Below are 18,056 nucleotides of genomic sequence, written 5' to 3' on the forward strand. Positions count from 1 at the left end.
CTTTCACACATAACTAAAATAACCAAAAAACTACCTCTTAATATTGAATATTGAAACATTATACCCTACCCAAATATTTTGTAGAGTATCAAATGAACCTGATATGATATTGCCCTTACGATTTTGAAGCATCAAATTTGCTTTAATATTGAAGTTATCTAATTGGGCATTATTACCAAGTTCGATACCGCCTAAAAGTCTAAAAACAGTTTCTTTAGTCTTTAAAGGAGCATCTATTATTTTCTCTTTAATAATGTAATTTGGCGTAATCTCCTTTACCTCTCCTTGAACTATTCCATTAATATTTAAAGTCAAATTACTGTCTTCAAATTTAGTTGAAAATTTATTCAATTGAATTGCTTGATTAAATTTTAAATCCTTTATACTATCATTAGCTTTTGCAAAATCAGCTTGCAGTTTTTCGTTTTCAACAATTAGCTTTTTATCGATTGGATTTTCAATAAAAATTGTTTCTGTTTTATTTAAAGGTGTCGAATTCGACACCTTTTTAACTTGAACATGGTCAGGTTTAATAGCCTCAAAACCTCCTATTACTTCGGGAACTTCTACTTTTGTATTTGTAGATAAGTTTCCTTTATCTGAGCATCCTCTAAGCCATATAGAAACTAATAACAATATCCATCCTAGATATTTTAAGCTTTCTTTTATTCGTTGATGTCGTAAATTGATCTGCATAATGAATTATTTTAAATTAATTTCTCAATCATTTTTGCAACCGATTTTAAAGTTTTAGCATAATCGGGATCAGTTGCATAACCAGCTGCTGCAATTTCGTCTATGAATTTATACGGGTCTGATTTAACCAATAAAGCTTTTGCATATCGTTTGTTTTTAATAAAAAAAGTTACATGATCAGTGAATGACTCTTCTGGAGTATTATACTTTCTAAAATAGTCTTTGCCCTTATGTTTAAACATTTTTACACCATTTCTAATAACTGGTACTGATGATATATGAACAGGCATTGGATTTTTAATACTTCGAGTATATTCAGTTGTTGTGATTAGCTGCTCGTTTCCGTTAACTCCATCAGTATCTTTTACACCAAAAATCATGTTACCAGGAGCAACTTTGCCCCAGCCACTCTCTAAGGCTCCTTGCGCTAAAACAGCAATCGCAGAGATTCCTGTTTTTTCTTGGGTAATTTTAGCAAATGGGTAGTATTTGTCTACAAATTCTTTAGGTCTCATAATTATTCTGTTATTTCGTTTTTAATTTCTTTGTAAAATCCTATCATTTTTTTTAATCTTTCCCATAAATTGAATCCACATTTTGGCAAATTTTCATGAAAAATTGAAAAGCCTTCGTTTAAGCAAAACACAATAATAGCTATTGTCGCCAGTTCAAATTCAGCTTCTGAAACTCTATCATACTTGAAGTTTTTTAACATGAGTACTTCTTGAAATTTTATAATCATAAAAGGAACTCCTAAATACACCAGTACTTTCAATCCCATTCTCTTAAATTTATCACTTGAAAATCCTTCTCCTTTACCAAAAAACCAACGTTCCAAACGATCACTCTTTCTCCACACGCAATACGAAGCAAGTAGTCCAGTGACTAAATCTAAAATTAGCATATAGAATAATATCCAAGCTACACTTTCAAAATCAACAACCAATTTTGTTATTGCAATTACAGGAACTGTAGCGACTAGAAGAGCAGGTTTTTTAAACAACATGGCGATTAAAGGGAATATTAATAGATTTTTCATAATTTATTTAATTATTTTTATGTTAAAAGCTTCTGAAGAAATAGATATCGATGCGCTTCCAAAATTACTAAGCCTAACCGTTACGGTATTCGCACCAGAAACAAAACCAGTGTAGTTACTATTTGGTCTTACTGCTTCTATAGGTACACCTACGCAGACTACATCACCAATTGATGCACCTGACATTGTTAGTGTTAAATCTGAGCTAGTGCCCGCTGACACGCTATTAAAATTTAATCTTCCTCCCCATGATAAAAACACGGGTGATCTATCGTTCAACTGATTCAAATTAACTGCATCTGTACCATCCACAGCGTTTGGAATTGTAATAGGGTAGTGAAATTTAGATTTTCCAGAGGCATCATCTATTGAGAATGTATCATTGCCTATGCTGTTCGTATAAACAAGTTTTTTTAATTTTTCGTTAAAATATATTTGAGCAAAATTTTCAACTATTGGAACTCCAAATATTAATGCAGTTGCTGGAGGTATTCTTACAGTTGAATTCAATAATATTTCACTCCCGTCATCCGAAATCCTACTATCTTCAAAATTATTTACTGAATTTCTCTTAAGCAAGTGGTTTACCGTGCCAGTTCCTTTAGAATTCTGGACTAAATTTATAGAATTGATATCGATACTTGCTAACGATTTTATCATATAATCAGCTATCGCAGCATGACCTTGCGCGGAATAATGCAAACCATCAGACTCATAGCAATTAGCTTTTGTTATATATTTGTAAATGCTATTTAAATCAAGCATAACAATACCTAATGATTTACACACATCTACCGCTTTATTGTAATAATTAATATAAGGCTCATAAATGACCGGATAGCTTGTTTCCATAGCTTGTGGCGGCATAATATAGACAACGTTTGTATTGCTAGTTTTCAAAGTGTTTAAGTAGACTGCTAATTGGGTTCCGAAAACTGCCGAAGTAGTAGCTACTGATCCTCCATAAATACTATTAGTCCCTAAATTTAATAAAAACAAACTATTTCTTTCTAATCCTAAACCATAAGTAGCTAGTATATTATTCGCACTGAAATCAGCGAATGACTTAGCAGATACACAATGTCTTAAAAAAAAATATGTGTCTTTGCCTTCTGAAAACAATACTTCAGTGAACAAAGCTGTAATGACAACATTTCCTGTCGTGCATTTTATAACATAGCGACCACTAACACCTGACGGCGTAGGAGTCGAAGGGAATGAGGGTGAATCAATTGATGGAAAATTATTTAAAGTACCAGCGGAGCCTAAGTCCATCGTTCTGTACAAAATTCCGTTGTAATAAAATTCAAGTTTTCCGCTTGCTGGAGTTGTATTAAACCATATCTCAACTAAATTTGTTGCGCTGTCAAATTCTAATGTGCTATTAGGTGTCATTTTAATAGCAGTGCTTGTTGGTCCTGCTGAAACGATCGAAGTATTACCAGTTTTTATTACTCCATATCTTTCTAGATCGGAAAAATTAGTAAATCCTATGCCTGAGTTAAGCCCCTGATTTTTTTGTAAATTTGATGCAACTTTGTTGAACCAGTTTTCCCTGCCTACACCTACTGTATTATACCCTTCGCTATTCGAATCCCCTATTAACACAACACCCCCATTCATTAAATTCATTCCTAGTCCTGAATAAGTCGCATAAGCAGCGAAGTCTTGAAAAACTTTATCTTTTTTAATACCATTTTTTACGGAAAAACTAGATGGTAAGGAACTATCCGAATTACTTAATTCTAGTTTATCAAACTTTTTTGACTCAAACGAACCTCCATTTTTAGGTCCAGAATAAATGAATTCATAATCTGGCTCATCTATATCCATCATTGCTTGCGTGCCATCTGCATTTTTTATATAAATTTTAGATTTATCAGAAACTGAACTTACTCTGTCTAATTTTTTCTCAATTGGTTCAGTAATTTGATGTAAATCTATTCTTTCCGAAACACCACCACGTGATACATGAATTCTTGATTCTGGATCTAAAACATTTTGTTTAGGCAGCTCGTCAATTTTTTTAGCTTTTTTTGCTATTGCATTAAATCTTTCTGTTAAAGCAGCTATTTGTTGGGTTATAATAGTTTGAAAACTCATGATGAATAATTTATTCGACAAATGTAAAAATTATTATCTTATTTATAACCATTCTAAATAATAGAATAGATTAGTAAAGACTTTAATTTTCAATATCTTTGTTTTTATGATGTTTATTATTATACTTTTTGTAGTTATTGTAGGTGGTTGCTGGAGAATTGGCAAATCATCTGGGAATGTTTTATTTCCAGATGAACGTCGTGAATCAAATTATGTAGATAAATCAACAACTATTGTGCACCATCATCATTATCATGATAATAGAAGTGTTCACATCAATGGAAAAGAAATTAAAAAATAGAAAGACTAATTAAAAGATTGTTATCGATGCAAAAAATAGATAACCTGAGTAAAATTTACCGCCAATTAAAAGATAATAATAAAACATATACTTTCTTCCCTTTTATAGCAAATGGAGTAAATTTTGACATCTTTTTTGATATAAATAAATCTCCTTTTAAACTAGTATTTTTAGCATTAAACTCAAATTTCCAACTATCTTTAGATGTCTTGCCAGGATTTTTGATAAATAATAATTTACCTAAAAATCGATTTTATGAATTAGTAAAATTATTGAATCTTAAAAAAGATATAAATAACCCTTTTTCTACAACAAACTTTTTCAAGCAATTTGACAATCAAATACCTCAAAATTTGATTAAAATTGATAAACAACATGCAAATTCTTTAATCTTAAAAGTATACTCTGATATTGAAGAAAAAGATAAAATTTATTACTTAAGAATGAAAGATTGGAATGACAGTGATAATGAATGGCATAGAACAAGTAAAAATTTAGAAAAGACTAGGCTTTTATATCCTGATTTATATTCTTTAATAGTAGATAAAGATATTAGTATCTATTACACATCAGATGCAAAGCAGGAAAAACAAATACCAAAAAGCCTCTAAAAAATAGAAGCTTTTTTTGTTAAATATTTTAATAACTTACGTATCCAGATTCTGTTGATATTAATCCTGGTATCTCAACTTGACTTCCGTCAAAATCAATATTACCACTACCACTAGAGTTGTAAACACTGCCCGTTTTAATCATATTTGCAGTTAATACATATAGATTAGAATTTTCTAAAGGACCTTCAGTACTAAAACTACCATTTTTTACATATCCAACTCCATTTAACCAAACTTTTTCATGTGATAAAGCAATCATAATCTTTCTCCATATCTCTTTGGTTACAGGTTCGAAAATAAATTGATCTCCTTCGTAAAAATCTGCACTTAAGAGAATTGCGTCAGTATCTGTTTTATGAATTTCACTTTCTTCATCCAAAATTCCTTTCTGACTTGTGAGCGGTATTCTTAACTTAAACTCAATTCCAGTGCTATAAAAAACATCTGTATTGGTTGTGTTAAAGTATCTAATTTCTATGAGATCTTCATGTTTAACCTTACACCAAATTTCTTCACTTATATGTGTAATTGTCGAAAAATTGGGATCAGAATTAATAAGTTTCACTTTGAAATACTTATCAACGAAATCAAACATGCTAATACTGAACTCATATACCTCATAATTGAAACGATTAAAAATAGAGCCCACAATAATATTAATCTCTGGACCGTAATAATTCTGAGAAAAAATCAAAATATCAGCGTTCTTATTTTCATCAAAAACAATTTCCTCAATTAAGAACCAAGCATTATTAATTACGATATAATTTCCAATAATCCCCCATTCGGGTAAATTCCCAATTAATGAATAAGAACCAGTGATAACATTATTATTATAATCATAAGTATTTCCAGAAATAAAATAGATACCTGTTTTACCATTTCCTAAACTATATTTTCGCGCATCTCTTTTATCTTTTATACCAATGTTAGATGTTTTTTTTTCAACCGGAATGTTAATTACCGTCAAATCTTCTTTAATAATTTGTGCAATATTAGTAGTAAAGTTAGATTTAAATTGAGTATTAATAATATCTGCACTTTGAAATTGTTGCACTTCTTTATAAACCTCATCAACATCAACCTCGCAGCTTAAAGTGTTTTCATCATTTTTATAATTATCAGAATCGCCCCAAGTAATTCGTTTAGCATATCTGATAGGATTGGATTTTGATATGTATAAATAAGAATTTTGAATTCCGAATTCGTCAACATAAAATGGTTTAATAAATGAGCAACCTAATTGATCTTTTACATATAGTGTGAAATTTCCAACACCAAGACCACTAAAAGTATCTGACAATTGCCAATTAATATTGTTCAAAGAATATTGCAAAACCAAACCTGAAGTAGAGGTTCCTTGAACAACTACAGTAGCTCCATTAGGACTATTGTTAATTATAAAAGAAAAGTTAGCAGTATTCAAAATACTTGGCGTAACAAAAGATCTACTTGCTTGTTTCCCATTAGCATCTTCTACAATTACATTAATAGTTTGTCCTCTTAACCAATCAAATGAAATCGGATTATCTGCATTTGGATTTACTGAAATGGGACTTATAACTTTTTTTGCCAACAAATCAGTTGAAACATTAACGTTTACATATTCACATTGATTATTTATTGCAGATGTAAAGTTAGCTCCTAGAATTTTAATTTCCGGAACAACTACCTCATTATTAATTGTGATTGTTGCATCGATTGTTTCAGACTGCAAAATAAAAACAGCACCGGAATATTTAGCTGTAATTATAATCTCCCCGATACCAGAATTAGGAGCTCCAGGAATACTAACTATATCAAACAAATTAGTGGAGTTATAATCTAAATTAAAAGAAGTCCTGTAAAAATTAGATATGAAACCAACCCAACTATCATCCGACTCCTCCGGATTAGTGCTGGCAATAAAGACAGGTAATTGAACCTGCCCAGAACCTAATCTATTATCTTTAAAATTTTCATTTAAATTTAAACCTAATGAGCTTTCAAAAACATTTAAAAAAGTTCCTTCAGTAGGTACAGTATTGAATAATATCGATATTTTTGAATATGCCATGATCTATCTATTTAGTTTTAATACTTTAAATTGGCCTTTACCATTTGGTTTAAGGTTCATGAAAAAAGCCCTCTCTTTTTCACCTTTTTCATTAATAAATTCAATTAAACCGTAAAGATTCAATACTTTTTTGCCTAAAATAGTTGTGCTGCCATTAATTTGCTGCATAACATCGAAATCACATACATGTTCAAATTCAATTTCTTCAGGAATAAAACGAGCTGTTTGCAGTTCAGAGTTTATAATATCTCCATTTTCTGCATACTCTTTTCCTCCAATTAATTTAGTCTTTAATAGCCTATTTGCTGTTGATGATCCGAATTTTAGTTTAGCAGTGGCATATTTAATTAGTGATGCTGAAATCCACCATCCATGTCGTAGTAAACAATTTACAGGAGAAAATCTTAGATTAGTTGCAGTTTCTGGACTAAAAATTCCTGTTGGAAGTTTCTCAAAATCATCTCCCCACTTACGTTGCAAAAAAATTGATGATGGACCTCTTTTTAAATCGAGAAAAAAAACATCTTCGTCATAACTTGTATCTTCTGTATCATTTAAAGTAATTGGCTTTCTTCTGGCAAATTCCATCCCGTAGCTATCGGCTCTATATTTTGAAATCTGGGTATAAACATTTTTAAGTCTACTTATTACAGTTGAAAAATTTGATTTCACATTAAATTCATCAAGCCCAAAGGCTTCTTCATAATCTCCTCCTTTCTCATATCCGATATCTAGTGCTGAATAATACTTATCTACAGCAATAGTCCTTTTTACATTTTTCACTTGATTAGGAAGCCTAATAGTGACATTTCTATTGTAGAAATAGCTTTTATCTTCAATCCTAACAATTTCCTTATTACCAATAGTTTCGATTCCGATGCCTATATTTAACACAGCACCTGTCGATGTGGTGAAATCATTAAAAGAGGTCGTTATTGGTTTAAATAGGTTTGACACTTTGTCTTGAGTAGTAGTCTCTTCTTGTGGAAGTGGTATTTTATCAAACCTTCGAACCCAAAAACCATGTGTAAACCCAATAAAAGCACCTTTACCATCAACTGGGTACCCTAAATCCTTTCTTCCAAAATAATCTGAATAGAAAGCGCCCTCTCTATTAGTCGCAATGGAAACTAATCTATCTGCTAATTCATGAGCTAAAACTGCTTTAGTTATTGATGTATTTGCAGAACTATCTTCTTCTACGTCAACAGTACAAGTTATATCTAGAAGCCTAATATCTAAGTGCGATTTCTTTCCATTTTTTCCGTCATAACACTGATCAAAAACAAGAGCTAAGCTTTCGCCTTCCAACAATCTAATTGTTTGATAAAATGAAGCTTTAAATGTATTCCCATTTAAAGCTTCATAGTTATCACTAGTGAAAAGGGTATAATTTTCTTTAAAATTCAAATCATTTTTCCCTGTATACTTTCCTAGTCTAGCCCAAAATCTAAAAAAATTCACATCATCGTAAGAGTCAAAACTAACTTTAAATTCAAGTTTAATATTCACTCTTAAATCTCTATCTTCATCTGAAATAGCAAAAAACAAATTACTAACCGTACCTCTCCCTGATCTCTCCCAACTATTATCACCGGCTAAGGCTCCGTTAAGTGGAGCTTGCGCACTTTCGTGAGATTTATTTACTAAAGACAATGGTATCGCGATTGTACTACCCCTTGTATTACCTTTTGTCGAATTGCTTAATTTAACTGAATTGTCAGAAGCTTTAGTGGCTAATTTAGTTTGCAGAAAAATCCTTCTTCCTTCTAATTCAACTTCAACGGTTTTTAATTCTGAAATTCGTGTATCATTAAATGTTGTCAACCTATCTACTTCTACGCTTTCAGAATCTCTTGCTTTTAACTCTTGTTCCAATCCTCCTGAATTAAATTTCACTAAAACTTGGTTATTTTCTTGACTTAATGTTGATAAATCTAAAAAACCAGAATAGGTTAAAGTCCAAATATCTGTATGTGGATGCTTTTCATTTCTAATCAATTCAATATCTCCCATTATGCCATCTATATCATAAATAAAAAGAATATAGTCTTTGGCATCTCCAATAAATTTTAACGAATTTGAAAATTTTGCAACTATTCCATCGTATTTTTCATGTCGTGTATACTCTTTATCGTCATCTGTCCAGCCAATAGGCTCAATAGTTACTATACTACCTAAAGTTTTGCTTTTCAGAATGTACTGAACCCTGTCGTTATATTGTGGATTTATATTTCCCATTACCAATTAGTATTTTTAGATTTCCAAATTACATGAGGAATATCAATTTTAGGACCCTTATAAAAGGGTTGCTTCTGATTTTGAATGGCCTTTCTCGTCAACTTCATTTCTTGCAATAACTCCTTTCCATAAGAGGCTTCAAAATATTGTGAAGCTTGAAACTCACTCATATTTCTACCTTCCATATTTAGACTGGCCATCATAGTGGCTCTTTGCAATTTATTATAATCATCAAAAGATTTATGCACTGTATCTCCCTTGTATAATTGCACAATTCTATTTTTACCCGAATAAATTTTTGCAGTACCATCTTTTGATTCTACAACCTCAGTAACACCACCATCATTAATCATTGCGGCTTCTTTTGGCCCTCCTTTACGACCATCTTTATACTTTGGTATTGGTGTTGCAACTATACTTGCAATTTGCACTGCCCCTATTCCACCAGCTAAAGCTGCCATAATAGGTCCCATAGGTAAAAAAGGCTGTGTATTTAAAGCTGCTAAAACTGCTAAAGCAGTATTGATACCTGCCTGCGCAACAGCCGATGCTTTATTAAATACTGCCTGCTTATGCTGTTCTTTACGTTTCTTCTTTTCTAATTCATCATTTTTTTTATCACGCTTTTTCTGCAGTAATCCTTTTTGTCTTTCATCATTTTTTGCAAGTTCAATCTGTTTCGCATAGTATTCGTCGTTAGCTACCTGATCTTCTTCTATTTTTTGTATTCTACCATCAAAAATTGCATTTCCTAAATCCACCAAAACATCATGTAATTCTCTTGCTCTATCTTCAATTTTTCGAAAATTTTCTTGTTCAAAAAATGAAATTTTTTTATTTGCTACATCATTATTTTCAACATTAATATCTGAGTTTTCCTTTTTTAATCTAGCAAGATCATTGTCAATTTGCACCCTTTTATCAGCAGATATCTTCTCATTATCAGGAAGCTGATTCTGAGCTTCAAGTAAATCATCTATCGCTTTGATTTGAATAGCAAGCCCCTCTTTTGCAAAGGCTCTCTTAATTTCAAGGATTCTTCGCTCATGCTCTTCTTGAGCTTTTTCTAAATCTGAATTTTTATTTAATGACGCATTAAATAAAATATTTTCAGCTTCCAAAGCCTGATTTAATTTAGTATCCTGAAGTAATAATTCTGTATCTATACGCTTTTTTATCTCATCAACTTCGCTGTCAATTATTTTTTGACGGTCTTTTGCCCCTTTCATTACTATTTTTTTTTGATCATCTTGAAACTTTTCAATAATCAATAATTGACCAGCTGTAAGTTTCCTTTTAATATCCCCTGTTTCTATAAGAGTTTTAATTTCTAAATCAGAAAGTTCACGTATCAATTTACCTGTGTTTTCGTTGTACTTGCCGAGTTGTGATAATTCAAATTCAGCAGCATTTCTAATTTTATCAGATGCTAATTGAGTGAAACCATAGAGAGCATCGAGCCTTTTATCGTATGACATTATATCATTTCCAAGTATCTCCTCATCTATATCAATAGCAACTTGAAGGCGAAACTGTTGTAGCTTAAACAAATCATCTTGTGCCTTTTTTTCTGCATCATATATTGCTTTTAATCTTTTCTTTCTTTCAGCTTCCTCTTTTTTAGATAGTTCTTTTTTAAATTCAGCATCTTTAACCGCTGCATCTTTATCTAAATCTTGTAATTGTTTATTTAATCGGGACTGTTCTTCCTTGGTAAGTTTAGCATTTTGACTTAAGCTAGATTTCTTAAGATCTAATTTTTCTTTTTCAGCTTGGATTAACTGATCAAGATCCTCACTAGTTCTACCTTGTTTGCTAACCCTTATACGAGCATTATCTAAAGCTTTTTTCTCAAGTTGAAATTGAGCCACTCTTTGTCTAGAATTATTAATTTCAACTTGAGTTCTTTCCAATTCAAGCTTCTTTAGATCAGTGTACACGTCTAAAGAAGCTTGAATTATTTGTTTTTTTCTTGCAATTTCCTCTTTATCTAACTTGTCAGAATTCTCTCCCTGGGCTTTTCTCAGTTTAATATCATCTTCTATTGTCTTAAATCTATCTCCATTAGATTTATCTCTTGATTCCGCATATGATTTTTCAGATTTTTCTAATTCTTTATTTGCTTCAACGATTCTATGAATATTTTTTTCAGCATCAGTCATTTCATCATTAAAAATCATATAAGCTACAATAGCAGCTGATAAAAAAGCAAGTATCAATCCCCAAGGAGTAGCCGTTACTGCGACATTCAAACCGTTTTGAGCAACCATTGCAGCTCTCGCAGCTGCAGCCTGAGCTAAAATTGACTTTGTGCCAATTCCAGTCGCTAATGCAAATCTAATTTGACCAGCTGTCCACGCAGTTTGTAATGCCGAAAACGTAATCATTGTGTAATTTACTACCTTCATTACTCCAATGAAAGTCAATAAAACCGTTCCTCCTTTTGCAATCCAATTGATAATGTCTTTGAAATTATCACGAACAAACTTTAATCCTATTGCTAATGATAGAGTTCCTTGATTAGCATCATCCATTGTTAAAATATAAGCTTCCCATTTATCTCTTATATCGCCAACTATTGAAGCTACACTTTCAGATGCTGCTGCAACTTCTTTATTTAATGCAATGTTTTCAACATATTCTTGTTGCGCATAATTCATTGCTTTTTGAAGTAATTCATAATTTGCAGCCAAAGAACCTATTGTTTTAAAAGTCCTAACTTCATTTAAACCTACTTCTCCTAAAACTAATGCTAAGTTTTCGCCTTCTTTCTTCGCTGTATTTAAACCTTTTACAAACTTAACAAATACTCCAGTGGCGTCTTTGTTAAATTGTTTTGACATCTCTTTTTCTGTCAACCCAGTTAGTTTTAAAACTTTCTCTAAATTTTTACCAGTAGCAATTGCATTATTTATAACTCCAAAAGTTTTTTGAATGGAACTTGCAGATACTTCAGCTTCAGAACCTAAAGAAGATGTAGCTGCACCTAAGGCTAAAACACCTTGCGCAGAAGCATTGTATACTGCAATACCCTTTTGAATTTCAGTAGAATTTGCGAGGACTTCACTTTCCATTGTTGCGAAATTATTTCCTAACTGCGTAATAACAGATGCTAGCCTATCTGCGTTTTCAAAACTATCACTTGAAACCTCAATAAACTTAGCGAATGATGCGACTTGCTCATTAGAGATTATGTTTGACGTCAATTTTAATTTCTCAATAGCTTCTGAAAATTTTAAAATATTAGCCGTTCCTGAAACCCCTAACTGGCCAGCAATTTCCGCTGACTTTAGTAACCCGTCAACTGAAACACCATCAAGCTTATCTCCAAGTTCAACAACATCCCTACCAAACTGTTTTAAATCTTCACCTGAAATATTTGTGGTTTTTCCAACCGCAATTAACTGTTTATCAAAATCAACTAAGACATGATATATATCCTTCACGATTTGCCCAAAAAGCGCCATTCCCGTCACAATACCAAAAGTTGATATCAAATTCCTTAATGTCTCATTAAGTCCCTTCAAAGCGCTTTGGTAATTACCGATATTTCTAGAGTAATTTCGGATTGATGTATCTACAGCTCTAACTCTCGCGTCCAGTTTATCAAACTCTTTCTGTGCAATAATAATTTCCGCAGTATTTTTTTTCTCTGCTGAAAGCAAGTCTGCTAATTTTTTCTGAGAATCATTTCTGGCTTTCGTAAGTTTTTCATAGGCAGAAACCATTCCAAGACTTTCTCTAGCCTGTTGTTTTAGTGCTTTTGTGGATTCTGCTAAAGCAATACGTTCTTTGATAACAGCTTTGTTTGTGCTTTCAGTTGCTAGTTCGTTCTTCCTTTTTAGGCTTATTAGTTGGTTTTCTGCAGCTATTTGCTCTTTCCAAACTTCCGTTGTTATTCTACCTAGTTCGATTTCTCGTTCCTTTGATTTAATATAAGCGGAATTGTTAGATGCTTCTTTTATCATCTTTTGAACCACTGAAATTTCAAGAACTCCTTTTACAAATTCTTTATTCTTGTCAATAGCGACTTGTACCTGTTTTGCGTATTCAGGTCCCCACGTCAAAGCACCATCTTCGATAACTTCCTTTCTTGTAATAACACCTTTAGAGCTAGCCATTTTTATTGCTTTTTAATTCTTGTTTCTTAATTGATTGGATTTTTGCATGAACTTGTTTTTCATAACCATAAAAAGCAGTGTATGTAATTGAATTAAAATCTCCAATTTGGTAGCCTAAAATGCTACAATACGAAGCCATTACATCATCAATACTGTATTCTTGACCTTGATTAACTTTTGGGAGTAACTTTGAAAGGACATTTATTTTAACTTTAATTGATTTCGATTCTCTTTCTATTTGTTCTATATCCTGATAATAGACTTCTTCATCTGTAATCCTTAAAACATAACCATATCCCAAAGTCAATAATTCAAAAAGATCATTGTTGAAGTCAAATCGTAAAGCTTCACAAGCCATCAGAATAACTTTATACTGAGATTCTAACGCACTTATCTCCTTCGAAATTCTAAAAATCTTCTTTTCCTGTAAACTAGCACCTTCTTTATCAACATGTTGCTGATAAAGAGACACCCATAATTCTGTAAGAACTTTAAGGTCTTTTTCAGTATCAGACAATAGCTGAATGTTTCCAGATTCTACAATCTTGAAAAAGGTTTTATATGGTATAATATCAAGTGAATTGTAAATCATATCTCGAGAATTTTTCTTGCATTTTGTATAAAAAAAGGAAGTAATCTAGATGTGATTACTTCCTTTAATTCTTTATCAGTTAATCCGAATAATTCATCAGAAAGCCATGTATTGTCTGGTCCATCACTAAGAATAATTGCGTTTTTTGGATCTTTAGAACTAAATCTTAGAACTCCTGAAACTTCTTGCATATAAAAACCTTTAAACCAGGATCCAGTATCTAATCCTGTAAATGGTTCTCCAGCTTTTTTCTTACCTCCTGATAAAATTTCAGTTAACTCTGAGTAAAAACCAATAGGACAACCGAATATATCTTTACCCTCTTTAGATAATCTCTTTTTTTCAAGATCTAGAAAATCTTTTTCTAGACTTCTAATAAACTTATAAAGACTTACCTCGAGGCCCTTCGGTTTCAATTTCTTTGCCTTTGCTAGTTGCTGTTGAAATGTTGCCATTAGTCGCTATTTTATGAGCTTTTTTTAATTCGGCTTCTCTTTCTGCGGACGGGATCGCTTTAAAAACATGAGTTGAAGCAAACTCGTTTTTAAAATCTGCAAAGGACTTGTTATAGCCCTCTGCAAATTCTATCCCTTTATATTCACCTCGCATTATGGTGTAACCTTAATTTTTGTAGGTTCTGGAGTCTCATATGAAGTACCCGTTTGAGTAACCACGCCATTTAATCCAATAGTATAACCGTTAGCAAATCCAGTTCCCGTAACTGTGTAGATTCCTTCAGAATCAGCCGGAACGAAAGAAACCGTTTCCGTAGCACCACCAAAATCTTTAACAATAATATTCGCAGCCAGTAAAGATGTAATTTCTTCATCTCCTCCAGAACAACCATCAGTAGCCGTAAATTGAATTTCTGTTGATGTTGCCGAAACGATGTTGATAGTAACGTCAAATATTCCGTATACATCATCTGCTCCCCAGCCTTCAGGACGGACGATTGCACCATTATCTTCAAACTCGTTATAATCTTTATAATTTAAAGTCACCCCAGTGGATGCTGGTCTATCAGATGTGGGGTCAATACGTTTGCCTACATTCATGACAATTGATTGTCCTTTTACAGTCCCATCATCATTAATAACTCCTTTAATCGCACCATCCTCTGTAAATTCAAATAAACCTAATTCAGATTTATGATATGTCTTTAAGGCTGAATGGGAACAAAGACTTAAAAAGCTATTATAAGTAGATACTTTTTTCCCTGTTGAAGTAATGTATTGATTCCTACGTCCTTCAAAAACAGTATCCTCTGTATTAGCAGATGCTAATTCTTCAACTTCATACAGCGGGATAATTTTCTTAGCTGCTATTGCTGCATTCCATTTAGTTTTGTCTTTTGCGTCCTCAATTGACTCAAATGAGAACCCTGGCACATGAACTGCTGTTTTTATCGTAAGCCCTTCTATACACTGCTCTTTCGCCCCAGTGTTCTTTTTGGCTCTCTTTTTATTTTTACATTCTTGGTAAACCATGGTGTAATTTTTTTAGTTAACAATTAATTTTGTACTTCAATTTTCCTGTAATAGCAAAAACATGGAAAGGTTGCATGTTCAAAAGTTTTACTCTTTCAATACTGAAACCTTTAAAAACAGTTTCAATTCCTTTTTCAAAACCATTAACCTCAAACATTCGATGTCTTTTAACTATTTTCAAAGCGTCAATTTCAACTTCCATATCAGCACGATGAATAATAGACGGTTTAACCTTTTTTAAGTCAACCATGAAAACTATTTTGACATCACTATAGTAGAAAACTCTATTGGTAGTCGCATGTTCATCATCATCTATGAAAAATACATTTGCCAATTTAAGATCATTTGTAAACACATCTTTGTATTCATTCTTGCCTAAATAGAATTCAGGCACCAGACCTTTATCTTTTGAAATGTTTTTATGGACTCTCCCAAATACATCAATTGGTGTCCATTCAAGTTTATCAAACAATGAAGTTTGAATGAGTTGGATTTCCTTATCAATTCCTTTTGGATTTTCTATAGTGTAATTCATATTACCAAGCTTTACCATTATTAACAATAATCTTGAATGGAAAAATTATTTTTTGAGCCTTTTTTATGCTTTGCTCAAGTTTGTAAACAATTCCTTTTGCGATGAAATGACCGTTATCATTTCTTGCCCCTTCTAATTCAACTTTCAGAGATTGATAGCTCATTTTAGCACTTCTCTCATTGAAATTTGAACGAGTAGTTGAAATAAACAGCTCAATCATTTTTATAGCTACTGAACAACCAATAGAATCATCAAACAGAGTTGATCTATTAATAATAATATTTGAATAATCAACTAATGGGTCATAATCAACATGAGTATCAAAAATTGATGTCAGAACATTTGAAACAGCTTGATTTCTTACATCTGCCAAATAATTATTAAATTCTGATTCCGACATTTCTACTTCTGGAACAGCTGCATAAATATTATCTACTAATACTAAAGAATGATACCAATTAAATTTTTTGCCAGAATTTGCTGTTTTGTTTTCTGGAGTTAAACCAAATGGAAGGCCTGACGATAAATCAGACCACCCAATACGGTTTATTAATACATCTATAGCTTCTTGAGTGTACATATTATGCTGATACTACAATGTTTGCTTCAAATGCTAATACTTGCTCTTCGTTAAGCTCATCAATGTATTTCGCCAAAGTAGCATCTGTATTGTTTGCTTTGGCTATTGATTTTCCACTTGCTAAGTTGATCGCAGCAATCACAGAAGCTTTAGTATAAGAAACCGTTTTGTACAAGTAATTAGTATCACCATCTGTTTGAGTGTCTTTTGAAGCTGTTGCCTCTTCTGAATCAAGTAAATAAATACTGTCTACTGCATCAATAACAGGAATTGCCAAAGCTTGAGAAGATGTGTGCTCTGAGAAAGGTTCTTCTTCAGACCATTTTTTCAAAAGAATATACTTACCTGCTTTTGCATAAGTAGCAGCTTTAGACTGCCTTGTTTCCTCAGCCAAAATACCATAAACCAAACGACCTACTTTTTGAGTTTCCAAAAAGATAACTTTGTTTGTGGCCCAAGGAGTTTTAACTTCCCTTTTTCCGTCACGCTCAGTAATAACAGTTCTATCAATGATTACAGCTGTCAATTTGTAACGTTTCTGTAACATACTATTAACTTGATCTTGATCAGGAACTGGAATATTAGAACCTAAGAAGTTTTGAGAGAATGCAAAGTACTGACGTACTTGTTCGTTTGCTGCTAAATTGTCAAAAGTGTTCTGGTCCATCATCATGAATTTCAAAGAAACACCTTTAGATCTGGCCTCTTTAATCACTCTTTGGATGTCATCTAATGGTTTAGCTGCTACATCAGACCAAGCTTTAACTACACCAAATTTATTGGCATCTGAGTAACCGTAATCAATACGAACTCCAGTACCAACATTTTCAGTATCTTCAATTAAAGCAATACCTGTAGATAATGCACTTAAGAAAACGTACTCCATTTTCTCATAAATACCCATAGTACATGAAATTGCATCGTTGAAAATCTTTTCAACAATAACTTTGTTTTCTACCTTCTTATTTACCAAAGTATCAATATCTGAAAGTTGTTTTTCTGTTAACTTCTTTTTCATACCGACCTTGGTAATATCTCCATTGGCAGTACCAATTGCATCACGCTTTTTTAATGGCAAAGGAGAATCCATTGCTACAATGTCAGCCGCTACGATTGTACTGTTAATTGTCAATGTTGACCACTTTAGATCCACTGATAATTCTTCGGTAAGCATCGATTTATGAAGATATGTCAACTCTGTTTTACCTCCATTTATTTTTGTTACCACACCTAATATAATGGCACTTAACCATGAGGTGTATTTTACAAATAATGATTCTTTCATAATCTAATTAGTCTTGAGTAAAGCGAATAAGTGGTAACGCTGATTTTACTGCGGTTAATACTGATGCTATTCCATAGAATGAAGCATTTTTGTTTACGGTACCTCTTACCATTATTCCTGCGAAAGGTTTTGCTTTCAAAATAGTTGAAATTAAAACACCTTCGTAAATATGAGATGCTGGCAAATCCGCATACTCAGTACCAGAAATTGGCATTGGTTTTAAAACTCCAGTTGAAGTCTCTTTGATAATCAAATGGCCTGCAGGAATTACATCAGGAGTATAAGAAGTAACATCTAGTGTTTTTCCTCCTGGAATAGCCTCTAATACTTTAACGATAACTATCGTATCGTTACCAGCATCATAAACAGGACCTTTTGTGGCTAAATTTGCTGTCGTTGACATGTT

16 protein-coding genes are annotated in these 18,056 nt (G+C 32.4%); 2 read left to right on the plus strand and 14 right to left on the minus strand.

What is annotated here, in order from left to right; translation table 11 throughout:
• Positions 1-30: 30 nt before the first annotated feature.
• From IUY40_RS02645 to IUY40_RS02660, 4 genes are read right to left on the minus strand one after another with little or no spacing between them, the layout of a single operon-like run.
• Positions 31-696: a hypothetical protein gene (locus IUY40_RS02645; protein ID WP_195735345.1), complete on the minus strand. Its 666-nt coding sequence runs from the start codon at positions 694-696 to the stop codon at positions 31-33.
• A gap of 11 nt (positions 697-707) precedes the next feature.
• Positions 708-1,211 (minus strand): glucosaminidase domain-containing protein, encoded by a 504-nt coding sequence (locus IUY40_RS02650; RefSeq protein ID WP_195735346.1) that lies wholly within the window; start codon positions 1,209-1,211, stop codon positions 708-710.
• Between the two features lie 2 nt (positions 1,212-1,213).
• The gene (locus tag IUY40_RS02655) at positions 1,214-1,735 is read right to left on the minus strand and encodes a phage holin family protein (protein WP_195735347.1); all 522 of its coding nucleotides are present in this window, start codon (positions 1,733-1,735) and stop codon (positions 1,214-1,216) included.
• 3 nt (positions 1,736-1,738) lie between these two features.
• Entirely contained in the window at positions 1,739-3,838 is a 2,100-nt protein-coding gene (locus IUY40_RS02660; RefSeq protein ID WP_195735348.1) for an SGNH/GDSL hydrolase family protein, read from the minus strand.
• A gap of 106 nt (positions 3,839-3,944) precedes the next feature.
• Between IUY40_RS02660 and IUY40_RS02665 the strand changes: the two genes are divergently transcribed.
• A complete protein-coding gene (locus tag IUY40_RS02665; protein ID WP_195735349.1) occupies positions 3,945-4,139 on the plus strand; it encodes a hypothetical protein in 195 nt (64 codons plus the stop codon).
• Positions 4,140-4,165: 26 nt separating this feature from the next.
• Complete coding sequence (locus IUY40_RS02670; protein WP_195735350.1) at positions 4,166-4,750, plus strand: DUF6037 family protein; 585 nt, start codon at positions 4,166-4,168, stop codon at positions 4,748-4,750.
• 28 nt (positions 4,751-4,778) lie between these two features.
• On the opposite strand, the gene IUY40_RS02675 is transcribed toward IUY40_RS02670, so the two are convergent.
• From IUY40_RS02675 to IUY40_RS02720, 10 genes are all read right to left on the minus strand, one after another.
• The gene (locus IUY40_RS02675) at positions 4,779-6,809 is read right to left on the minus strand and encodes a hypothetical protein (protein ID WP_195735351.1); all 2,031 of its coding nucleotides are present in this window, start codon (positions 6,807-6,809) and stop codon (positions 4,779-4,781) included.
• A 3-nt stretch (positions 6,810-6,812) separates the two neighbouring features.
• The gene (locus IUY40_RS02680; RefSeq protein WP_195735352.1) at positions 6,813-9,050 is read right to left on the minus strand and encodes a hypothetical protein; all 2,238 of its coding nucleotides are present in this window, start codon (positions 9,048-9,050) and stop codon (positions 6,813-6,815) included.
• Positions 9,050-13,171 carry a hypothetical protein gene (locus IUY40_RS02685; protein WP_195735353.1) on the minus strand — a complete coding sequence of 1,374 codons (4,122 nt, stop codon included), beginning with the start codon at positions 13,169-13,171 and terminating at the stop codon, positions 9,050-9,052. Before IUY40_RS02685 ends, IUY40_RS02680 begins: the two co-directional genes overlap by 1 nt.
• A complete protein-coding gene (locus tag IUY40_RS02690; RefSeq protein WP_195735354.1) occupies positions 13,164-13,763 on the minus strand; it encodes a hypothetical protein in 600 nt (199 codons plus the stop codon). The genes IUY40_RS02685 and IUY40_RS02690 overlap by 8 nt, the downstream gene beginning before the upstream one ends.
• Complete coding sequence (locus IUY40_RS02695) at positions 13,760-14,218, minus strand: hypothetical protein (RefSeq protein WP_195735355.1); 459 nt, start codon at positions 14,216-14,218, stop codon at positions 13,760-13,762. Before IUY40_RS02695 ends, IUY40_RS02690 begins: the two co-directional genes overlap by 4 nt.
• Before the next feature lie 153 nt (positions 14,219-14,371).
• Positions 14,372-15,250, minus strand: coding sequence for a hypothetical protein (locus IUY40_RS02700; protein WP_195735356.1), 879 nt, complete (start codon positions 15,248-15,250; stop codon positions 14,372-14,374).
• Between the two features lie 16 nt (positions 15,251-15,266).
• A complete protein-coding gene (locus tag IUY40_RS02705; protein WP_195735357.1) occupies positions 15,267-15,785 on the minus strand; it encodes a hypothetical protein in 519 nt (172 codons plus the stop codon).
• A gap of 1 nt (position 15,786) precedes the next feature.
• On the minus strand, positions 15,787-16,365 hold the full coding sequence (locus tag IUY40_RS02710) for a hypothetical protein (protein ID WP_195735358.1): 579 nt from the start codon (positions 16,363-16,365) through the stop codon (positions 15,787-15,789).
• Position 16,366: 1 nt separating this feature from the next.
• On the minus strand, positions 16,367-17,650 hold the full coding sequence (locus tag IUY40_RS02715) for a major capsid protein (protein WP_195735359.1): 1,284 nt from the start codon (positions 17,648-17,650) through the stop codon (positions 16,367-16,369).
• A 7-nt stretch (positions 17,651-17,657) separates the two neighbouring features.
• Positions 17,658-18,053, minus strand: a complete 396-nt coding sequence (locus IUY40_RS02720; RefSeq protein ID WP_195735360.1) for a hypothetical protein — start codon at positions 18,051-18,053, stop codon at positions 17,658-17,660.
• Positions 18,054-18,056: the final 3 nt, after the last annotated feature.

This window comes from Flavobacterium sp. ALJ2 (genome assembly GCF_015594725.1).
Classification (GTDB): Bacteria; Bacteroidota; Bacteroidia; order Flavobacteriales; family Flavobacteriaceae; genus Flavobacterium.

Excerpts from the sequence above, each read along its gene's own strand:
- IUY40_RS02715 (WP_195735359.1), bottom strand. The coding sequence starts at position 17,650 with ATGAAAGAATCATTATTTGTAAAATACACCTCATGGTTAAGTGCCATT.
- IUY40_RS02700 (WP_195735356.1), bottom strand. The coding sequence starts at position 15,250 with ATGGTTTACCAAGAATGTAAAAATAAAAAGAGAGCCAAAAAGAACACT.
- IUY40_RS02685 (WP_195735353.1), bottom strand. The coding sequence starts at position 13,171 with ATGGCTAGCTCTAAAGGTGTTATTACAAGAAAGGAAGTTATCGAAGAT.
- IUY40_RS02710 (WP_195735358.1), bottom strand. The coding sequence starts at position 16,365 with ATGTACACTCAAGAAGCTATAGATGTATTAATAAACCGTATTGGGTGG.
- IUY40_RS02655 (WP_195735347.1), bottom strand. The coding sequence starts at position 1,735 with ATGAAAAATCTATTAATATTCCCTTTAATCGCCATGTTGTTTAAAAAA.
- IUY40_RS02690 (WP_195735354.1), bottom strand. The coding sequence starts at position 13,763 with ATGATTTACAATTCACTTGATATTATACCATATAAAACCTTTTTCAAG.
- IUY40_RS02670 (WP_195735350.1), top strand. The coding sequence starts at position 4,166 with ATGCAAAAAATAGATAACCTGAGTAAAATTTACCGCCAATTAAAAGAT.
- IUY40_RS02665 (WP_195735349.1), top strand. The coding sequence starts at position 3,945 with ATGATGTTTATTATTATACTTTTTGTAGTTATTGTAGGTGGTTGCTGG.
- IUY40_RS02705 (WP_195735357.1), bottom strand. The coding sequence starts at position 15,785 with ATGAATTACACTATAGAAAATCCAAAAGGAATTGATAAGGAAATCCAA.
- IUY40_RS02680 (WP_195735352.1), bottom strand. The coding sequence starts at position 9,050 with ATGGGAAATATAAATCCACAATATAACGACAGGGTTCAGTACATTCTG.
- IUY40_RS02720 (WP_195735360.1), bottom strand. The coding sequence starts at position 18,053 with ATGTCAACGACAGCAAATTTAGCCACAAAAGGTCCTGTTTATGATGCT.
- IUY40_RS02695 (WP_195735355.1), bottom strand. The coding sequence starts at position 14,218 with ATGGCAACATTTCAACAGCAACTAGCAAAGGCAAAGAAATTGAAACCG.
- IUY40_RS02660 (WP_195735348.1), bottom strand. The coding sequence starts at position 3,838 with ATGAGTTTTCAAACTATTATAACCCAACAAATAGCTGCTTTAACAGAA.
- IUY40_RS02675 (WP_195735351.1), bottom strand. The coding sequence starts at position 6,809 with ATGGCATATTCAAAAATATCGATATTATTCAATACTGTACCTACTGAA.
- IUY40_RS02650 (WP_195735346.1), bottom strand. The coding sequence starts at position 1,211 with ATGAGACCTAAAGAATTTGTAGACAAATACTACCCATTTGCTAAAATT.
- IUY40_RS02645 (WP_195735345.1), bottom strand. The coding sequence starts at position 696 with ATGCAGATCAATTTACGACATCAACGAATAAAAGAAAGCTTAAAATAT.